This is a genomic window from Streptomyces sp. GL_140 (genome assembly GCF_057834465.1).
Genome location: NZ_CM174404.1, coordinates 7,967,630 through 7,983,834, shown reverse-complemented (window position 1 = coordinate 7,983,834; position 16,205 = coordinate 7,967,630). Strand labels below are relative to the sequence as shown.

Below are 16,205 nucleotides of genomic sequence, written 5' to 3'. Positions count from 1 at the left end.
CTACGGCCGCGCAGGGAGACGATCCATGCGCCGGACTGCCCACTTCATACGCGTACGTCTCGCACCCGTACTCTCGCCGCATGGACCTGCTCAGCGAGGTGGTCGCGGTGACGCGGACCGGCCGGCCCCGGTCGGCGCACGTGCGGTGGCATGCCCCGTGGGGCCAGGAGTTCGCCTCCGTCCCGGGGTCGGCGGGCTTCCAGGTGATCCTCCAGGGTTCCTGCTGGCTCCTGTCCCCGGACGCGGAGCCCCTGCAACTGGGCACGGGCGACGTGGTGTTCCTGCCCCACGGCAGCGGGCACACCCTGGCCGACAGCCGCGAGAACCTGGCGACAGCCGCTGCCTGCGGCCTCACCGACCACGAGTCGTACGACGCCTACGCCTCGGACAGCGTCGACCGGGACGCAGACGGCGGTCCCGTCACCGCAGTGCTGTGCGGGGCCTACCGGCTCGACCCGTCCCGTGCGCACCCGCTGTTGCTGACCCTTCCGGATGTGGTCCACCTGCCGGCCCGCTCGGGCCGCCGTCCCGAGCTCCGCTCTGCCGTGGACCTCCTGGCCGCCGAGCTGGAGAACCCGCGCCTGGGCACGGACGCGGTCGTACCCGCCCTCCTGGACACGCTGTTGCTGTACATCCTGCGCATCTGGTTCGACGAACAGCCGGTCCGGCGCGCCACCACCGGATGGGCCGCCGCGCTGAACTCCCCGCCGGTCGCCGCCGCCCTCCACGCCATCCACCGGGACCCGGCAGCCCCGTGGACCGTGGCGGAACTCGCCGCAGAAGCCGGGCTCTCCCGGGCGGCCTTCGCCAGACGCTTCGCCCTGCTGGTCGGCCAACCGCCCCTCGGCTACCTGACCTGGTGGCGGATGACCACGGCGGGCCGCCTGCTGCGGACCACGGACGCACCGTTGAGATCCGTCGCCACACAGGTCGGCTACACATCCGAGTTCGCCTTCGCCAACGCGTTCAAACGCACGCACGGCATGGCGCCCGGCGCGTACAGGCGGACGGGCTGATCCGCAGCGGTGAACCCGAGTGCCTTGGCGCCTGCGGGTCTTGGAGCCCCGGAGTCTTGGGGTGCGCTCCTGAATTACCTCCCCAAGAGGACCTCGTTCCGCCCATCATTCGGTCAGGAACCGTCAAGGAATCTCCGGTCACGCAAAGCATTCGGCATCAACCGACAAACCAACTTGTCCTGGGCATGACCTCCCGATGTGATCGCGGCAGCCGCCCCCGCGCGGCCCCGTACTCCATACAAGGAGCAGTCATGCGCATGCACCACACCCGGTACCGCGCCGTGGTCGCGACGGCAGGAGCCACCGCTCTTGCCGCCGCCGCGCTGGTGGCCACCCCCCTGACCGGTTCCGCCACGGCCGCACCCGCCGTCGGCCGACAGGTCAGGCCGGTGCCCGCGATCCAGGGGCACCACCTCGCCCACACCTCCGGCAGTCCGCTGACCACGGCGGAGTGCCAGGCGAAGTGGCAGATCGCCTGCTACGGCCCGCTGCAGTACCGCAAGGCGTACAACCTCGACCCGCTCTACCAGGCCGGCATCACCGGCAAGGGCCGGACGATCGTGATCGTCGATTCGTTCGGCTCGCCGACGATCCAGCACGACCTGGATGTGTACAGCAAGCAGTACGGCATAAAGAGCAGCAAGGTCGAGGTCGTCAAGTGGGGCAAGGTACCCGCGTGGGACCCGAAGAACGCCGACATGAACGGCTGGGCCGGGGAGTCGACCCTCGACGTCGAGATGGCGCACGCGATGGCCCCGGACGCGAAGATCGTGCTGGTGGAGACGGCGGTCGCGGAGACCGAGGGGGTCACCGGCTTCCCCGAGATGATGTCCGCCGAGAAGTTCCTGATCGACCACGGCGTCGGCGACGTCATCTCGCAGAGCTTCGGCGCCACGGAGAACACCTTCCCGGGCTTCGACAAGGGCGACTTCTCCAGCCTGAAGGACCTGCGGTACGCGTTCAAGGCGGCGGCCGCCCACGACGTGACCGTGCTGTCCGCGTCCGGTGACGGCGGCGCCACGGACTACACGGCGGACGGCAGCGGTTACTACACGCAGCCCGTCAACTCCTGGCCCTCGTCCGACCCGTTGGTCACCTCGGTCGGCGGCACCCAGCTGCACCTGGACGAGCAGGGCAAGCGGCTCAGTCCGGAGAGCGTCTACAACGACTACGGAGCCGGCGGTGGCGGCCAGTCTCACGTCTTCGAGCGGCCCGGCTTCCAGAACGGCGTCCGCAGCGTCGTAGGGAACCGGCGCGCCACCCCGGACATCTCGATGGCCGCCGCCGTCAACGGCGGGGCGTGGGTGTACTCCAGCTACGACCCGACCGCCGTCGGCTGGGACGTCTCGGGCGGCACCAGTGAGGCCACCCCGCTGTTCTCGGGCATCGTCGCCCTCGCCGACCAGGCCGCGGGCCGCCGGATCGGCAACTTCAACGAGGCCCTGTACTCCCTGTACAAGCACGACGGGTACAAGCCGTCGAGCGGCCTCGTGGACGTCAACGACGGCACGAACAACAGCTATGCGGGCGTCACCGGCTACACCGCGGTGAACGGATACGACATGGCGACCGGCATCGGCACCATCGACGCGGCCCGCTTCGTACCGGCCCTGGTCCGTGCGAGCCGCCCCTACTGATGGCACCGCGGCGCCGCCCGATCCTGCGACGGGCGGCGCCCTCCATCAGCACGGGCCCGGACCCTCACCCGCCTACGGGCGCGCCCCGCACCAGTGGTGCGGGGCGCGCCCGGTCTGCGGCGAGAGGACATCAGTCGTGGGTGATGAGGTCTCCCGGCTGGCACCCGAGGACGTCGCAGATCCTCGACAGGGTCGAGAAGCGGATGGCCTTGGCCCGCCCGTTCTTGAGAATGGACAGGTTGACGACGGTGATGCCGACCTGCGCCGACAGTTCGGTCAGGGTCATGCCGCGCTCGGTGAGGAGCCGGTCGAGGTGGATCCGGATCGAGTGGAGTTCCTCGTCGGACATCAGATGGTCCCTTCGAGGTCCTCCCGCATGCGCACGCCCTCGCGCATGATCCTACCCATGATCACCGCGGCGAGGCCGGCGAGGATGAGCGCTTGCGGCCCGGCGACCATCGGCCCCCAACCCGCGACCGGCGCCATGCTGTCGACGAGCCAGGACTGTGAGCAGCCGACGATCAGCCCGGTCAGCGGCGTACCCACGGCGACGAACCAGCCGAGGACGGAGAGCCGCCGGGAGACCTCCTCCGTGAACGGACCGAGCTTCTGGACGCCTTCGAGCAGCCGGGAGAAGAGCAGCAGCGCGAGAGAGCCGAAGAGCAGCCACGGCAGCTCGATCCCGAGGTCGGCGGCGCGCTGCGCGGTGGAGGGGCTGTCCTGGCAGAGGCGCACGGCATTGCTGGACGCCTTCACGCCTTCGGCGACGGGCAGGACGTCCCCCAGTGAGGCGTTCGCCCAGAAGCCCGACTGCACGCAGACCGCCCCGTCGTCGAGCATGTGCGAGACCCCCGTACCGATGAAGGCGAACCCGCAGAGCACCGCCAGTCCAAAGGTCACCGAGGTCAGAGTCCTCGTGAGTCGTGTGTTCATCGCGTCCCTCCCTATCGACTATCGATAGGGAGGAGACTAGGGGGCCATATCGATAATCGACAAGCCCCTGATCGTCCCGGGCGTGCTCACCCATCCGCCCGCCCGACGCCCTCCCGGCCCTCAATGATCGGAGTCAGGCCGTCGAGGAGTGCCTTGAGGCCGAATTCGAAGAGTCCGTCGAGGCGCAGGTCGTAGCCGTCCTCGAAGGCCCCGACCACCTTGGCGAAGGTCGGGAAGCGGCCGGATTCCACCAGCTCCTGCAGGGCGGGGGCGCGGCTGTCCATCCACTGGTCCTCCGACTGGCCCGTGGCGGCTTCGGCGTGCGCCTCCATCTCCAGATGCACCGCCAGGCCCTGGACGTGGCTGTAGAGCAGGACGTGGATGTCGAACAGCGTCGTGGGGTCGAGTCCGTGGTTGTCGAGGGCTCCCAGCACCCACTCGCCGTGGACCATCAGATTGGGTACGAGCAGCGGGCGCGTGAGGGTGCCGAGCTGGGCCAGCCACGGATGCTTCCGATACAGGCCCCACAGGGTCCGGGCACCCACCTCGATGCGGGTACGCCAGCCCTCGGGCGGGTCCGCGCGGTAGGACTCCTCGCCGAACGCGGCGTCGGCCATGTGCAGGACGAGGTCCTCCTTGCTCGGGACGTACCGGTAGGTCGACATCGCCGCAACACCGAGGCGGGCCGCGACACCGCGCATGGAGAGCGCGGGGAGCCCTTCGGCGTCGGCGATCCCGATGGCGGTACGGACGATCCGGTCGAGGCTCAGCTCCTGCTCGGAGCCCGTGTCGGGTGACGGGCGCCTGCGGGCCGGCGCGGCGGGCGCGGCGGCGGCTCCGGCCACGACCGTGCCGATCCGGGGCCGGGCCTCGACAAGCCCCTCCATGCGCAGGGTGGTCAGGGCCTTGGTGGCGGTGGCGAGCGCGACGCCCCATTCCCCGGCGATCCGCCGGGTCGAGGGGACCCGGTCCCCGGGGGCGAGTTCACCGTCCGCGATGCGCCGCCGGATCTCGGCGACGATGCGCAGATAGGGCGGAGCACCGGCCGCCGCGCCTGTGGCCTTCGTCACAATCCCTCACCTTCCCTTCCTGTACTAGCGCAGAGGCTAGCAGCGGCGACACCGAAAGAGGGGCGCCTGCTCTAGTACACTTCGCACATTTGGCCAGTTGTGGGGCCTGCGCGTACGTCGTACGTTCACAGCGCGTACACCGTACATGTCAGCGAAGGAGCCTCTCATGCAGACCGTACTCATCTCCGGCGGCGGAATCGCCGGGCCCGTCCTCGCCTACTGGCTGCACCACCACGGCTTCGCGCCCACCGTCGTCGAACGCGCTCCCGGCCGGCGCCCCGGCGGCCAGGCCGTGGACATCCGCGGTGTCGCGCTCGAAGTCGTCGAGCGGATGGGCCTGTTGGAGCAGGCGAGCAGCGTACGGACCCGGATGCGCGGCATGTCGATCCTCGACCCCGACGGCCGCGAAGTCGACCGCTCCACCGAGGCGACCTTCAGCAGCGGACGGCTCGACAGCGATGACATCGAGTTGCTGCGCGAGGACCTGGTAGGGATCGTGTACGAGCACACGCGCGCCGACGTCGAGTACCTCTTCGGCGACAGCATCACCGCGCTCGACGAGGACGAGGCGGGCGTACGCGTCGACTTCGAGCAAGGGCCGTCCCGGGTCTTCGACCTCGTGGTCGGGGCCGACGGCCTCCACTCAACCGTACGGCGCCTGGCCTTCGGTCCGGAGGAGCAGTTCGCCCACCACCTGGGGAGCTACCTCTCGGTGTTCAGCGCGGACAACTTCCTCGCCCTGGACGACTGGCAGATGTGGCTGCGGGACGGCGACGACGCGGGCTTCGGCATCATGCCCGTACGCGACAACACCGAACTCAGGATCGCCTTCGGCTTCGGATCCGCCCCCCTGCCCCACGACCTCCGCGACGGCGGAGGCCTCCGGCAGCTCGTCGTGGACAAGCTCGCGTCGATGCGGTGGGAAGGGACCCGCCTGGCCGAGGCCGCCCGGAAGGCGCCCGACTTCTACTGCGACGCCATGGCCCAGATCCGGATGGACCAGTGGTCGCGGGGCCGGGTGACCCTGCTCGGAGACGCCGGCTACTGCCCTTCCCCCCTCTCGGGGCAGGGCACCAGCCTGGCCCTCGTGGGCGCCCATGTGCTGGCCGACTGCCTTGCCCGGTCACACGGCGACCACCGCACCGGGTACGCCCACTACGAGCGGCGGATGCGCCCCTTCGTCACCGTCAACCAGGCCCTGGCCACCGAGAATCCCGGAGGACCCGCCTCGGAGGAATCCGTCGCGCACGCCAAGAACGCCCTCTCGCTGGACAGCTGATCCGCCGCCCCGCGTACGCGGGGAGGGGCGGTCCGGGACCCGCGGCGTGGGCCCGGAGCCCGGAGCCCGGTGCGTCATCCGGCCAGCGCGTCGCATTGCCGCCATTTCCCGGCGATCCCGCCACGGCATCGACGGCCTCCGGCTAAACAAGAAACCAGGGGCTGGCGACCGCTGCCCCGTAGAGGTTCTGGCGGGGGGGCTGGGCACTTGCTGACGAACAACGTTGCGTTGTGGTGAGCGGGCGTCGTCGTCCGGTCCGGCGCTCCGGCGGTCGGCCCCGGCGGAGGAAGAAGCAGCGTCGTGAACAGGTGGTCCTCACCGCTCTCGCGGTGACGCTCGCACTCAGCCTGACGGTCGCCGCGGTGCGGTGGCTGGCCGCCCGTCCCTGGACCGTGGCGGCCCTGCTGTTCGTGGCGGGCGCCGGGGCCGGCGCCTGGGCGTGGCGGCGCAGGGAGGCCGCCCGATGGGACCGGATCCGGGCCGGCGGTCTGCGCTACGCGCTCGGACAGCTCGACGTCCTCCATCACCGGGCGTTCGAGTTCGCGGTACGGGATCTGATGCACCGCGACGGCTGCGCGGACGCCCGCCAGGTCGGCGGACGCGGCGACAACGGCGCCGACGTCACGGCCACCGACCCCTACGGCCGCCGGTGGGTCATCCAGTGCAAGCACAGGAAGGACGGCTGGTCGGGCAAGCCCGTCGGCACCCCCGACCTGCACGTCCTCAACGGCACCGGCAGGCAGATCCACCACGGCGACGTCCTCGTCATGCTGACCAACGGCCGCATCACGTACAACGCGGTGCAGTTCGCGAAGTCCCAGCACCTCCACCTGGTCGACCGCCACGTCCTGGCCGACTGGGCCAGCGGGTCCCGCCCGCTGTGGGACCTGCTGCGCGCGCTGCCTCCGGCCGGCCCACAGACCGGCCCCTGAGCCGGTCCGCGGCGCGGCGAGGTGCGGCATGGGGCGGCTCGGACCCAACAAGATCCGAAAGGGACAGCCTAAGCGAGACGGGCCAGGAGGTGCGCGTCGAGGAAGCCCCGCTCCGAGGCCGGGTCGTGGAGGAGGCGGGCGAAGGAGACGAGCCCGGCACCGGCCAGCAGCTCGTCGAATCGGTCCGCCGGCCAGCTGTAGGCGGGTGTCACCTTGTGGTCGAAGCGGACGGGCTCGGTTGCGTCGGTCCCGAAGAACGAGACCAGGAAGAGACCCCCCGGTGCCAGGACGCGCGCCTGCTCGGCGAGGAGCGCGGGAAGCTCCCCGGGCGGGGTGTGGATCATCGAGTAGTGGGCCAGCACGCCGCCGAGCGCGCCGTCCTCGACCGGCAGTGCCTCCATCCGCGCCTCGTCGAACCGCAGCGCCGGATGGGCCCGCCTGGCGTGTTCGACCATGGCCGGGGAGAGGTCGAGCCCGAAGGCGTCCAGGCCCAGGTCGTGCAGCATGGCCGTCAGATGTCCGGGTCCGCAGCCGACATCGGCCGCCCGCGTGTTGCCCGACCCGCGGACCAGCTCGGCGAAGGTGGTGACCATGGCCCGCGAGAACGGATGCGTCTCCAGCCGGTCCGCGAACATCGACGCGTACAGCTCGACGACCCCGTCGTACGCCGCCCTGGTCTCATCCTGATGCTCAGCCACGGAAGGGAAGCTAACACCCGCGCCTTCGCCGCCGTCCCCCGGCCCGGCATCGACCCGACGCCGGGTGGGACCGGGAGTTCCCGCCCGGTCAGGCGGCGGCGTCCTCTGCGGACAGGGGGGTGGCGGCTCGGGGCCCGTGCTCTCCACCGGCTCGTCCACCGTGGGCTCCTTACCGCGTCACTTGGCGAGAATCCTCCACGTGTATTCCCCGAACTCCCTGCATTCCCCATCCTGGCCGTCCGACCCCGATCGGGTGATGTAGCGGCGTGGTGGGCGTGGTCGAACGCACGGCGCTGCGGGTCTGGCTAGCGTGGTCCAGCGCCTCCCGTCCCCGTCCCCCACCCCCGCGGAGCAGGTCCATGACCACCACCCCCCTCACCTCGCTCACTGGGAGCTACTCCCTCGACCCCGCCCACACCCAGATCGGGTTCGTGGCCCGGCACGCCATGGTCACCAAGGTCCGCGGCGCCTTCAAGGAGTTCGAAGGCACCGCCCACCTGGACGGCGCGGAGCCCTCCAAGTCCTCCGCGACGGTCACCATCAAGGCCGCGAGCATCGACACCCGCAACGAACAGCGGGACGGCCACCTGCGCACCAACGACTTCCTGGACGCCCCGAACTTCCCGGACATCACCTTCGTCTCCACCGGCGTGGAGCCGCTCGACGACACCAACTTCCGCGTGGCGGGCGACCTCACCATCAAGGACGTCACCCGGCCGATCAACATCGACTTCGAGTTCCAGGGCAGCGCCACGGACCCGTTCGGGAACCTGCGGGTGGGATTCGAGGGCTCGGTGCCGATCAGCCGCAAGGAGTACGGGATCACCTGGAACGCGGCCCTGGAGGGCGGCGGCGTCCTGGTGGGCGACAAGGTCGTCCTGGAGTTCGAGGTGTCCGCGATCCGGCAGCCCTGACCGGACGCGCCCCCCGCCCTCGGAGCTAACATCAATCCCTGATGATCAAGGTCCGGGAGTTTCTAGGGCCGGGAGTGCACGGCGCGATTGCGCGCGACCGTGCGAGGGGGCCACATGGCACGGCAAGGGATCGTTGCGATAGAGCGCATGGACGGATCGGCCGCGGTGCAGGCCGCGGACGCGTTCGAGGTGATCTACGCCGAAGCGTTCGCGGAGGCTCCGTACAACGAGACGGCGGACGACGTCGCAGCCGCCTTCCGCCGCTTCCCCGTACAGGCTCGCAACCCCGCCTTTCGCGCTGCCTTGGCCCGTAGCGCGGAGGGCGAGCCGATCGGCATGGCGTACGGCCACCCGCTCCGGGCCGACACCGTGTGGTGGGACGAACTGACCGAGCCCGTGCCCGACGACTTGCGGCGCGAGGACGGGCAGCGCACCTTCGGGTTCATGGAACTCGCCGTGCGCGGACCGTGGCGCGGGCGGGGTGTGGCGCGAAGTCTGCACGAGGCTCTGCTCGACGGCGTCGGAGCCGAGCGGGTGCTGCTGAACGTCCACCCGGGGAGCGGGGCGGCGTCCGCCGCTTACCGGGCATGGGGATACCGAAAGATCGGCGAGGCGCGGCCGTGGGGCGAGGGCGCCGACCTCCATGACGTGATGCTGCTCGATCTGCGCTGACAACAGCCTGCGAACGCAGGGGCGACGGAGTCGACTCCGGCCTCCTGGAGGAAGCGGGAGGCCCGTTGGGAGGGATCGCGGCCTCATGGCGGGTCCGTGGCCTGCGTTAGTTTCATCCCATGAACTCATTGGCTCAGATTTACGACAGGGAATTCCGGGTCCAGGCCCTGCGCCGGCAAGGGTGGGGCCGGGGCCTGATGGCGGTGGCCGCCCTCATCTGGCTCTGGATCGGCTACCTGCTCGTCTTCCCCTTCAGCACCGATCAGGGCCCGAACTCCAAGCCCGCCGAATGCGAGTCCAGGGCCTTCCACCAGGACAGCAGGAACTGGGCGGTGACGTACCGCGCCGACGAGGGCGAGCGGTGCGACGCAGAGCGCGACTGGGCACCGATGCTCGCCGGCCTCCTCCTTTCCCTCCCCCTGGCCGCACTCGGTACCGGCCTCTACGCCACCGGCACCTCGGCGACCCGAACGGCCGCCTACGCCGCCGATATCGCTCGTCTCAACGCCACCAAAGAGATCTGACTTCGGCCCGGTCCCGGCCGGTCAGGATCGCCCGGGAGCTTCAGGAACCCATCGCGGCCCGGTCGGAATCGCTGCGAAGAACACAGAACTCATTGCCTTCCGGGTCCGCGAGGACCGCCCAGCCGGAGCCGTCGGGGTTCCGGTGATCGGAGACAAGAGCGGCACCGAGGCCGAGCAGCCGTTCGACCTCTTGCTCGCGCGAGGTCTCGGGGCGCAGACACAGATGGATCCGGTTCTTGACCTGCTTGGACTCGGGCACCTGGTTGAAGTACAGCACCGGGCCCTGCGCCAGCAGTACCTGCGTCTCCCGATCGCCGGGCTTGTCCTGCGGGTTCACCGGTCGCCCGGTCACCCCGCTCCAGAACCGGGCCAGTTCATAGGCATCCGCACAGTCGATCGCCACGTTCTGCAATACCGAAACCATGCGTGCCAGCCTTCCTGACTTCCGCGCCGAACGCCAGCGAGGTGTGGGCAGCCTTCGCCGCATGCGAGAACGGGAACCGCGCCGAGGTCCGTCAGCCTGAAGTCCGGCGCAGGACCAGGGAAACGAAGCCCCAGCTGTCGCGGTAGGACCGCAGCCATTCGGAGCGTCGGGCAGTGGCGGTCGCAAGCACGTGCGCGCTGTCGGGATCGGCGGGGTGGTCCAGGGCCCACGAGGCCAGTGACCCCCAGCAGGACCATTCGTAGTCGTCCAGTTCGCGGCGCGTGCTGACGTGCCCGTCGACCGGAGTCCACCCGTCGGCGACGACCCGGTCGACGGTGGTCGCCAGGTCGGTGAGGTCCTCGAACATCTCGGCGGCCTCCGGGGAAGGAGGGCTGTCCCAGAAACCTTCCCCGATCAGGACCCGACCGCCCGGAGCCAGGTGTTCGCGTACCGCGGCGAGGGTGGGCAGCAAACCGCCGAAAGCATGCGCGGCCCCGACACTGAGCACCAGGTCGAACGACTGCGAGGAGACGAAGTCGGCGGCCGCCCGGTGGTGGAGGACGAGGCGCTCCCGGACTCCGAGGTGGCTCGCTGCCCGGTGGGCCTGCGCCAGAGCGTCCTCGGAGATGTCGACGCCCTCGGCGTGCAGGTGCGGGCGCGTGGCCAGCGAGCGCAGGAGCCATTCCCCGCCGCCGCACCCCAGATCGAGCACCCGCTCGTCACCGCGCGGGAGGCCGCGTTCCAGCAGTCGGCGTACCGAGTCGTCGTCGAGCGGGGACTTTATCGGGTGCTCGGTATGGGCGAGCCTGGAGATCTCTTCACGGTTCACCGGCGCAGCTTGCCAGCCGCCGGAAGGACCCGCATCTCCTTTTCGGTCACAGGCTGGAACCCACGAATCAACCACCGGGTCAAAGGTTTTGACGGTTACTCACGACGTAGCCGGTTCTCGAGGTGGCGTTCCCGGCCTTGGGCGCTCACCCGGATTTCGCTGTTCAGCTCTTGCGGGCCAGCGGTTGCCCGGCGAAGTTCACCCCTGCCAGGCCATGGGCCATGAGGTTGCGGATGTTGCTGTGGTCCGTGCCGTTCGGCGTCGCCAGGACACTGCGATAGTGCTCGCCGAAGGCCAACAGTGCCTCCTGGTCGCTCAGCCCTTCCAGCAGGGCCAGCCCCAGCGTCTTGCAGGATCCTTCGTTCTCACCTGCGGCATTCTCCAGTTCCCCGTTGCGGAACGCCTGCGGCTGGTACGCGTAGTGAGCGGAGACGAAGGCCAGGGTGTCGGCGAACTCGTGCTCGCCCGACGCAAGGCTTGCCCGCAGCGAGTTCAGGTCAGTCATGTTGGTTCCCCTGGGTTGAGTGGACGGCCCGATTGCCGTCCGTGACCGGACGACAATACCCCCTCGTGCCCAGCGGGCAGGAAATCGCGCGACACGTCCGGAACAGCGACATCTCCGCAGGTCAAGATGTGTGTCTATGTGTCCGTGCGACCCGCCGGGAGCCGGTTTCGGTACGGGCGCCGAGTGACCCGATTGCCGATCGGTCTCAGGTCCGGCAGTTGAAGGTTCCTGCAATCTTTATGCGGAATGTTCGTTTGATTTGGAGATCCCAGTCACACAAGCTTACGTTTCCGCCATGCTGCAGTTGACGGTGGGAGCCGACGCGCGCCCGGACGCCGCCCGCGCGCACGTCTCCCACGCACCGCTCGACCCCGGCTCGCCGCCGAGCGACAACGCAGCCCGCCCCATCGGCCGGGCGGTGGCGACGCTCGTGCGCTTCGCCGCCCACCGCGCCCCCGTGTTCACCCGCTCTGGAGAGGACTCCGCCCAAGTGCCCCAAACCGTCGACCGGTGGACGGCAACGCTGCGCAGCGCCTGGCAGCGCGGCACGCTGTGGCCCTGGTGCCTGGCGGCCATCGCCGCGTTCTGCGCAAATGTCGCAATCGTCGTATTCCACCCCGGATACCTCAGCGGCGACAGTCTCGACCAGCTGGGGCAGGCCCTGGGCGACCAGCCGGTGAACGACTGGCATCCGCCGGTGATGGCCCTCCTGTGGCGGATCCTCATCCACACCACCGGGGCCGTCTCGGCGATGGCCGCACTGCAGGCCGTCGTGTTGTGGGCATCGCTGTGGGTCCTCGCCCGGCTGGTGTGGAAGAACACCGGCAGCCGCCGGCTCTCCCTGGCGATGCTCGCCGTCGGCCTCGCCCCGCACGTCCTGAACTTCACGGGCGTGGTGTGGAAGGACGTGCACATGGCGTACGCGCTGCTCGCGGCCTTCGCGGTCGTGCTCAGCGTGCGGGAGTTGCCGGCCGGCCGGACCAAGGCCCGCTGGGCCCTGCTCGTCCTCGGTGTGCTGTTCCTCGCCTATGCCGTCCTGGTCCGGAAGAACGGTTTCCCCGCCGTGATCCCGGTCTTCGTCATGCTGGTCCTCGCGATGTGGCCCTCCCCGGGCCGGCGTCACTGGCTCGTCGCCACCGGTGCGCTCGTCGCCGTCACCGCGGTCGCCGGCGTCGCCGTGTCTTCGGCCACCGATCCGGTCACCACCCGCCAGTACGCGCAGATCCCGTTGGACGACATCGTCCACGTCCTCACCCCGGAAGAGGTGGGCCCCGCGGCCGACAAGGCCGGTGCCAGTGCAGATTTCCGCAACCGCCTGGTCGCCGCCGCCACCACCTGCCAGGGCGAGCGCATCCCGGCCGACGCGTACTTCCAGTGCTTCCCGCGCGACAAGTCCAAGGGCGTCACGGAGCTGAGCGGCAACGCCCACGTACTGGTCCGGATGTGGACCCAGCAGATGCCGAAGCACTGGCAGCGCTACACCGCGTACCGGGTCCGGGTCTTCTCCAAGCTGCTCTTCCAGAGCAATCTCGCCTTCCAGAACGGGAGCGACATCGACCCGCACGACCCGAAGCCCGCCGCCCTGGCGAGCGCTCCGGTCAACGAGACGCTGAAGGAGACCCTGCAGAGCTACGTGACGGGGTTCGCCCGCGACCTGCCGATGATCTTCCAGGGCTGGTTCTGGCTGGCGGTCGGCCTGGTCCTCACGCTGCGCCGCTGGAGCAGTCGCTACGCCCGTGAGCTCCGGCTCCTCGGCGCCAGCTCGGTCCTGTACATCCTCGCGTACCTGCCGACGGTGCCCCAGTCCAATTTCCGTTACGTGTACTGGCCCGCGCTCGCCGGCAGCGTCGCCCTGGTGCTGATCCTGGCCGACTTCGTGATGCGACGCCGTGCCAAGGCGGGCGCCGACGCCCGTACGGACACCCGTACCGGCGCGGAGTCCGGTGCTCAGGGCGCTACCGCCGCTGGGTGACCACACAGTGGACGGCCGGACGGCCGGTCCCGGTGCCGCGTCAGGCAACGTTCGACCCGTCGGGGCGTCCGGTGCGTGGCGCGGCACCGCCCGTTTCAGGGTGCAACCCGCCCCGGAGCGCGCCGGACGCACCGTTCCCCGCATCCCGGTGCCGTCAGCAGGCGACGCTGGTGGAGGCGGCGGCCACGGTCTCGTTCAGCTTCCGTATCTGCGGCCGCAGGGCGGTGAGCGCCTCCTTGCCGGTGGTGTCGCCCGGCAGGTCCTCGTAGGCCTTCTTCAACCCGTCGGCGGCGCCGCTCACGGCGTCCTTCTTGGCGCCCTTGAGATCGCCCAGGTCACCGCTGACGGCGGTCCGTGGCCCGCCCTCCCGCGACCCCGCGCCGCCTTCGAAGTGCACGGCCGGGCAGGCGATGTTCGGATGGCAGCCGTGCGTCCCCCTCGACAGCAGGCGGGACGCACGGTCCACATCCGCATCACGGGCGTCGGCGATGGGCTTCCCGCGGCCGCGCAGCCGCGTAACCCGTAAGCGATCCCGCTCCCACGGTCAGAAGGAGAACGACATGTCGACGCTCACCGCCTGGAAGTTCGCCGATTCCAACGCCGCCGGCGCCCTGTCCGGGACCTTCTGGGGCATGCTCTTCGGGCTCATCTTCTTCGTGCCCCTGCTCGGCGCCGCCCTCGGCGCCATCGGCGGGGCCATCGGCGGTTCCCTCTCCGACGTCGGCATAGACGACGAGTTCATCGACAGCGTCCGCGAGGAAGTGAAGCCCGGCACCTCGGCCCTCTTCCTGCTCACCTCCGACGCCGTCATCGACCGCGTGCACGACGCCTTCCCCACGGGCAGCGCCCAGCTCATCCGCAGCAACCTCTCCACCGCGAACGAGGCCAAGCTCCGCGAGGTCTTCGCTGCCTGAGTCACTCGGGCCTCGGGCCGGACCTGCCCGCCACTTCCAGGCGGGCCACCCGTCCCTTCTCCCCCGCCGCCCAGCAGCCAGCGTCCGCCGTGCAGGCGACCGTGTCGAACGAGCCCGGGTCCAGCGCCCGCCAGGTGCGGCCGCCGTCCCTGGTCACGTCCGTGCCCGTCGGGCCCACCGCCAGAGCCGTGCCCGGACCGTACGGGAACCAGGCCGCGCCCGAGCGGTAGGCCGGCGGCGGGGTCGTCGCCCGGCGCCAGGTGCGGCCCGCGTCCGACGAGACCGCCGCGGCCTGCGGGGAGGCCTGCCCGGTGCGGTAGTCGCCGCCGACCGCGAGGCCCCTCGTACGGTCGCGGAAGGCGAGGGCGAAGACCCCGCGCGCCGGATCGCCCGCCGGGACGGGTGAGTCGGTCGCCTGCCAGGTCAGGCCGCGGTCCGCCGAGTGCAGGATCCGTGCGACCGCGCCGCCGCCGGTCGCCAGCCAGACGTCGCGGGGCCCGGCGGACACCAGGCACTGTCCGCTCGCCGCGAAGCCCGCCTCACCGGGGAGCGCTTCCGGCATCCCGGCTGTCGGCAGCACCCGCCAGCTCCGCCCGCCGTCGTCCGTGGACAGGATGCGGAACTTCCCGTCCACCGGATCGCTCATCGCCAGCCCGTGCCGGGCGTCGAAGAAGGTGAGGCAGTCGTAGAAGGCCCGCGGATCGGGGTTTCGGAAGGCCTCCGTCCATGTGGCACCGCCGTCCTCGGTGCGCAGCACCCTGGAGGCCTCCCCCTCCCCGATGGACAGGGCCACGGCGCGCCGCCCGTCGAAGGCCTCGATGTCCCGCAGTTCCAGCCCGTCCGCGACGGCTGCCGGGGGCGAGACGTCCTTCCAACTTCGCCCGCCGTCCGAGGTGCGCAGTACCGTTCCCTTGGATCCGGCCACCCAGGCCGTGGACCGGCTGACAGCCGCCAGGCCCCGGAAGCGGGCGTCCTTGCCGGTCTCCTTCAGCGCCCAGCCCGCGCCCCGGAGGTCCCGTATCTCACCTGCGGCCTGCGCCGGGGAGGCCACCACCCCCAGCAGCAGAGCCGCCGCGCACATGCCAACTCCCAGAAGTCTCATGGCGCCGGAAGTTAACGCACCCCCGCATTCACCGTCCAGGGCGCGTCCGGTACACGCGCAGTTGCGAGACCTCGTAGGACATCTCCGTGACCGCGGGCTCCGGCGCCGGGTGGTAACGGCCCGCGGAGACCGAGAGGTTGACGATGAGGTAGGCGGACCAGCCGCGGCCCACGCCCCTGCCGTCGCTGAAGACGCGCACGCCGTTGACCCACCAGACGACCGAACCCTTCCCGAACTCGACCTTCAGGTCGATCCACGCACCGGGCCGGATGGCCGGGTCCCGGTGGTAACGGTGCGCCTCCCGGACGTGGTTGGAGAGCTCCAGCAGGTCCGGATTGTCGGGGTGGTATTCGAAGACGTCAATCTCCTGGCCGCCATCGCGCCAGGTCCAGATCGCGGGCCAGGCGCCGCGCTGCACCGGCAGCTTCACCCGGGCCTCCAGTACGTCGCCGGTCCGCACGGCGAAGCCCTCGTCGCTGCCCTCGGTGGTGAGCAGCCCGCTGTCCCAGTAGCCGTCGGGGCGCAGGGTCGCCCGGAAGACGCCACTGCGGCTGTAGGCCGGGTCGGCGACGAGGTGGTCCAGTTTGTTGTCCCCGGGGTTGACCGGGCCACCGTCGGGATACGCCCAGGAGCGGCCGGCGATCCACTGGGCGGGAGAGGTGAAGTCGGCGGTGAAGACGGGAGCGCGGCGCGGGCGGGCCAGCTGCCGCAGTCGTTCGAGCGTGTCCGAGAGCATGACTGTGATCTGCCCGCCGACAGCCCCGCCACACCCGAACTCGTCACT

The 16,205-nt window shown here is 70.5% G+C and carries 19 protein-coding genes; 9 read left to right on the top strand and 10 right to left on the bottom strand.

What is annotated here, in order from left to right:
* Positions 1-80 precede the first annotated feature (80 nt).
* Complete coding sequence (locus AC3IYJ_RS37065; RefSeq protein WP_489398906.1) at positions 81-1,016, top strand: AraC family transcriptional regulator; 936 nt, start codon at positions 81-83, stop codon at positions 1,014-1,016.
* 251 nt (positions 1,017-1,267) lie between these two features.
* Complete coding sequence (locus tag AC3IYJ_RS37060; RefSeq protein WP_489398905.1) at positions 1,268-2,653, top strand: S53 family peptidase; 1,386 nt, start codon at positions 1,268-1,270, stop codon at positions 2,651-2,653.
* 130 nt (positions 2,654-2,783) lie between these two features.
* On the opposite strand, the gene AC3IYJ_RS37055 is transcribed toward AC3IYJ_RS37060, so the two are convergent.
* The 3 genes from AC3IYJ_RS37055 to AC3IYJ_RS37045 form a co-directional block, all read right to left on the bottom strand.
* Positions 2,784-3,002, bottom strand: coding sequence for a helix-turn-helix domain-containing protein (locus AC3IYJ_RS37055; RefSeq protein ID WP_489398904.1), 219 nt, complete (start codon positions 3,000-3,002; stop codon positions 2,784-2,786).
* Positions 3,002-3,586: a DUF2975 domain-containing protein gene (locus AC3IYJ_RS37050; protein WP_489398903.1), complete on the bottom strand. Its 585-nt coding sequence runs from the start codon at positions 3,584-3,586 to the stop codon at positions 3,002-3,004. The genes AC3IYJ_RS37055 and AC3IYJ_RS37050 overlap by 1 nt, the downstream gene beginning before the upstream one ends.
* An 86-nt stretch (positions 3,587-3,672) precedes the next feature.
* On the bottom strand, positions 3,673-4,656 hold the full coding sequence (locus AC3IYJ_RS37045) for a TetR/AcrR family transcriptional regulator C-terminal domain-containing protein (protein ID WP_489398902.1): 984 nt from the start codon (positions 4,654-4,656) through the stop codon (positions 3,673-3,675).
* A gap of 166 nt (positions 4,657-4,822) precedes the next feature.
* Between AC3IYJ_RS37045 and AC3IYJ_RS37040 the strand changes: the two genes are divergently transcribed.
* On the top strand, positions 4,823-5,935 hold the full coding sequence (locus AC3IYJ_RS37040; RefSeq protein ID WP_489398901.1) for an FAD-dependent monooxygenase: 1,113 nt from the start codon (positions 4,823-4,825) through the stop codon (positions 5,933-5,935).
* Positions 5,936-6,168: 233 nt separating this feature from the next.
* On the top strand, positions 6,169-6,867 hold the full coding sequence (locus AC3IYJ_RS37035) for a restriction endonuclease (RefSeq protein ID WP_489398900.1): 699 nt from the start codon (positions 6,169-6,171) through the stop codon (positions 6,865-6,867).
* 68 nt (positions 6,868-6,935) lie between these two features.
* Here the strand turns inward: AC3IYJ_RS37035 and AC3IYJ_RS37030 are convergent, their stop codons facing one another.
* Positions 6,936-7,565 (bottom strand): class I SAM-dependent methyltransferase, encoded by a 630-nt coding sequence (locus tag AC3IYJ_RS37030; protein WP_489398899.1) that lies wholly within the window; start codon positions 7,563-7,565, stop codon positions 6,936-6,938.
* 359 nt (positions 7,566-7,924) lie between these two features.
* Between AC3IYJ_RS37030 and AC3IYJ_RS37025 the strand changes: the two genes are divergently transcribed.
* The 3 genes from AC3IYJ_RS37025 to AC3IYJ_RS37015 all read left to right on the top strand — a co-directional run bounded on the left by AC3IYJ_RS37025 (position 7,925) and on the right by AC3IYJ_RS37015 (position 9,675).
* Complete coding sequence (locus tag AC3IYJ_RS37025; RefSeq protein WP_489398898.1) at positions 7,925-8,479, top strand: YceI family protein; 555 nt, start codon at positions 7,925-7,927, stop codon at positions 8,477-8,479.
* A gap of 147 nt (positions 8,480-8,626) precedes the next feature.
* Positions 8,627-9,151 (top strand): GNAT family N-acetyltransferase, encoded by a 525-nt coding sequence (locus AC3IYJ_RS37020; RefSeq protein ID WP_489398897.1) that lies wholly within the window; start codon positions 8,627-8,629, stop codon positions 9,149-9,151.
* A 119-nt stretch (positions 9,152-9,270) separates the two neighbouring features.
* Positions 9,271-9,675, top strand: a complete 405-nt coding sequence (locus AC3IYJ_RS37015) for a hypothetical protein (protein WP_489398896.1) — start codon at positions 9,271-9,273, stop codon at positions 9,673-9,675.
* Positions 9,676-9,715: 40 nt separating this feature from the next.
* Here AC3IYJ_RS37015 and AC3IYJ_RS37010 read toward each other — a convergent pair whose 3' ends face one another.
* The 3 genes from AC3IYJ_RS37010 to AC3IYJ_RS37000 all read right to left on the bottom strand — a co-directional run bounded on the left by AC3IYJ_RS37010 (position 9,716) and on the right by AC3IYJ_RS37000 (position 11,433).
* Positions 9,716-10,099, bottom strand: a complete 384-nt coding sequence (locus AC3IYJ_RS37010; RefSeq protein WP_489403041.1) for a VOC family protein — start codon at positions 10,097-10,099, stop codon at positions 9,716-9,718.
* Positions 10,100-10,190: 91 nt separating this feature from the next.
* Positions 10,191-10,928, bottom strand: coding sequence for an SAM-dependent methyltransferase (locus AC3IYJ_RS37005; RefSeq protein ID WP_489398895.1), 738 nt, complete (start codon positions 10,926-10,928; stop codon positions 10,191-10,193).
* Between the two features lie 163 nt (positions 10,929-11,091).
* Positions 11,092-11,433, bottom strand: coding sequence for a HopJ type III effector protein (locus AC3IYJ_RS37000; RefSeq protein WP_489398894.1), 342 nt, complete (start codon positions 11,431-11,433; stop codon positions 11,092-11,094).
* A gap of 295 nt (positions 11,434-11,728) precedes the next feature.
* Between AC3IYJ_RS37000 and AC3IYJ_RS36995 the strand changes: the two genes are divergently transcribed.
* Positions 11,729-13,405, top strand: coding sequence for a hypothetical protein (locus tag AC3IYJ_RS36995; protein ID WP_489398893.1), 1,677 nt, complete (start codon positions 11,729-11,731; stop codon positions 13,403-13,405).
* A gap of 154 nt (positions 13,406-13,559) precedes the next feature.
* Here the strand turns inward: AC3IYJ_RS36995 and AC3IYJ_RS36990 are convergent, their stop codons facing one another.
* Positions 13,560-13,871 carry a hypothetical protein gene (locus AC3IYJ_RS36990; protein ID WP_489398892.1) on the bottom strand — a complete coding sequence of 104 codons (312 nt, stop codon included), beginning with the start codon at positions 13,869-13,871 and terminating at the stop codon, positions 13,560-13,562.
* Between the two features lie 94 nt (positions 13,872-13,965).
* Here AC3IYJ_RS36990 and AC3IYJ_RS36985 point away from each other — a divergent pair, with 94 nt between their 5' ends.
* Positions 13,966-14,319 (top strand): DUF1269 domain-containing protein, encoded by a 354-nt coding sequence (locus tag AC3IYJ_RS36985; RefSeq protein ID WP_489398891.1) that lies wholly within the window; start codon positions 13,966-13,968, stop codon positions 14,317-14,319.
* 1 nt (position 14,320) lies between these two features.
* Here the strand turns inward: AC3IYJ_RS36985 and AC3IYJ_RS36980 are convergent, their stop codons facing one another.
* Together AC3IYJ_RS36980 and AC3IYJ_RS36975 are read right to left on the bottom strand one after the other, a co-directional pair.
* Positions 14,321-15,400, bottom strand: a complete 1,080-nt coding sequence (locus AC3IYJ_RS36980; protein ID WP_489398890.1) for a WD40/YVTN/BNR-like repeat-containing protein — start codon at positions 15,398-15,400, stop codon at positions 14,321-14,323.
* Between the two features lie 49 nt (positions 15,401-15,449).
* The gene (locus AC3IYJ_RS36975; RefSeq protein ID WP_489398889.1) at positions 15,450-16,157 is read right to left on the bottom strand and encodes a LamG domain-containing protein; all 708 of its coding nucleotides are present in this window, start codon (positions 16,155-16,157) and stop codon (positions 15,450-15,452) included.
* Positions 16,158-16,205: the final 48 nt, after the last annotated feature.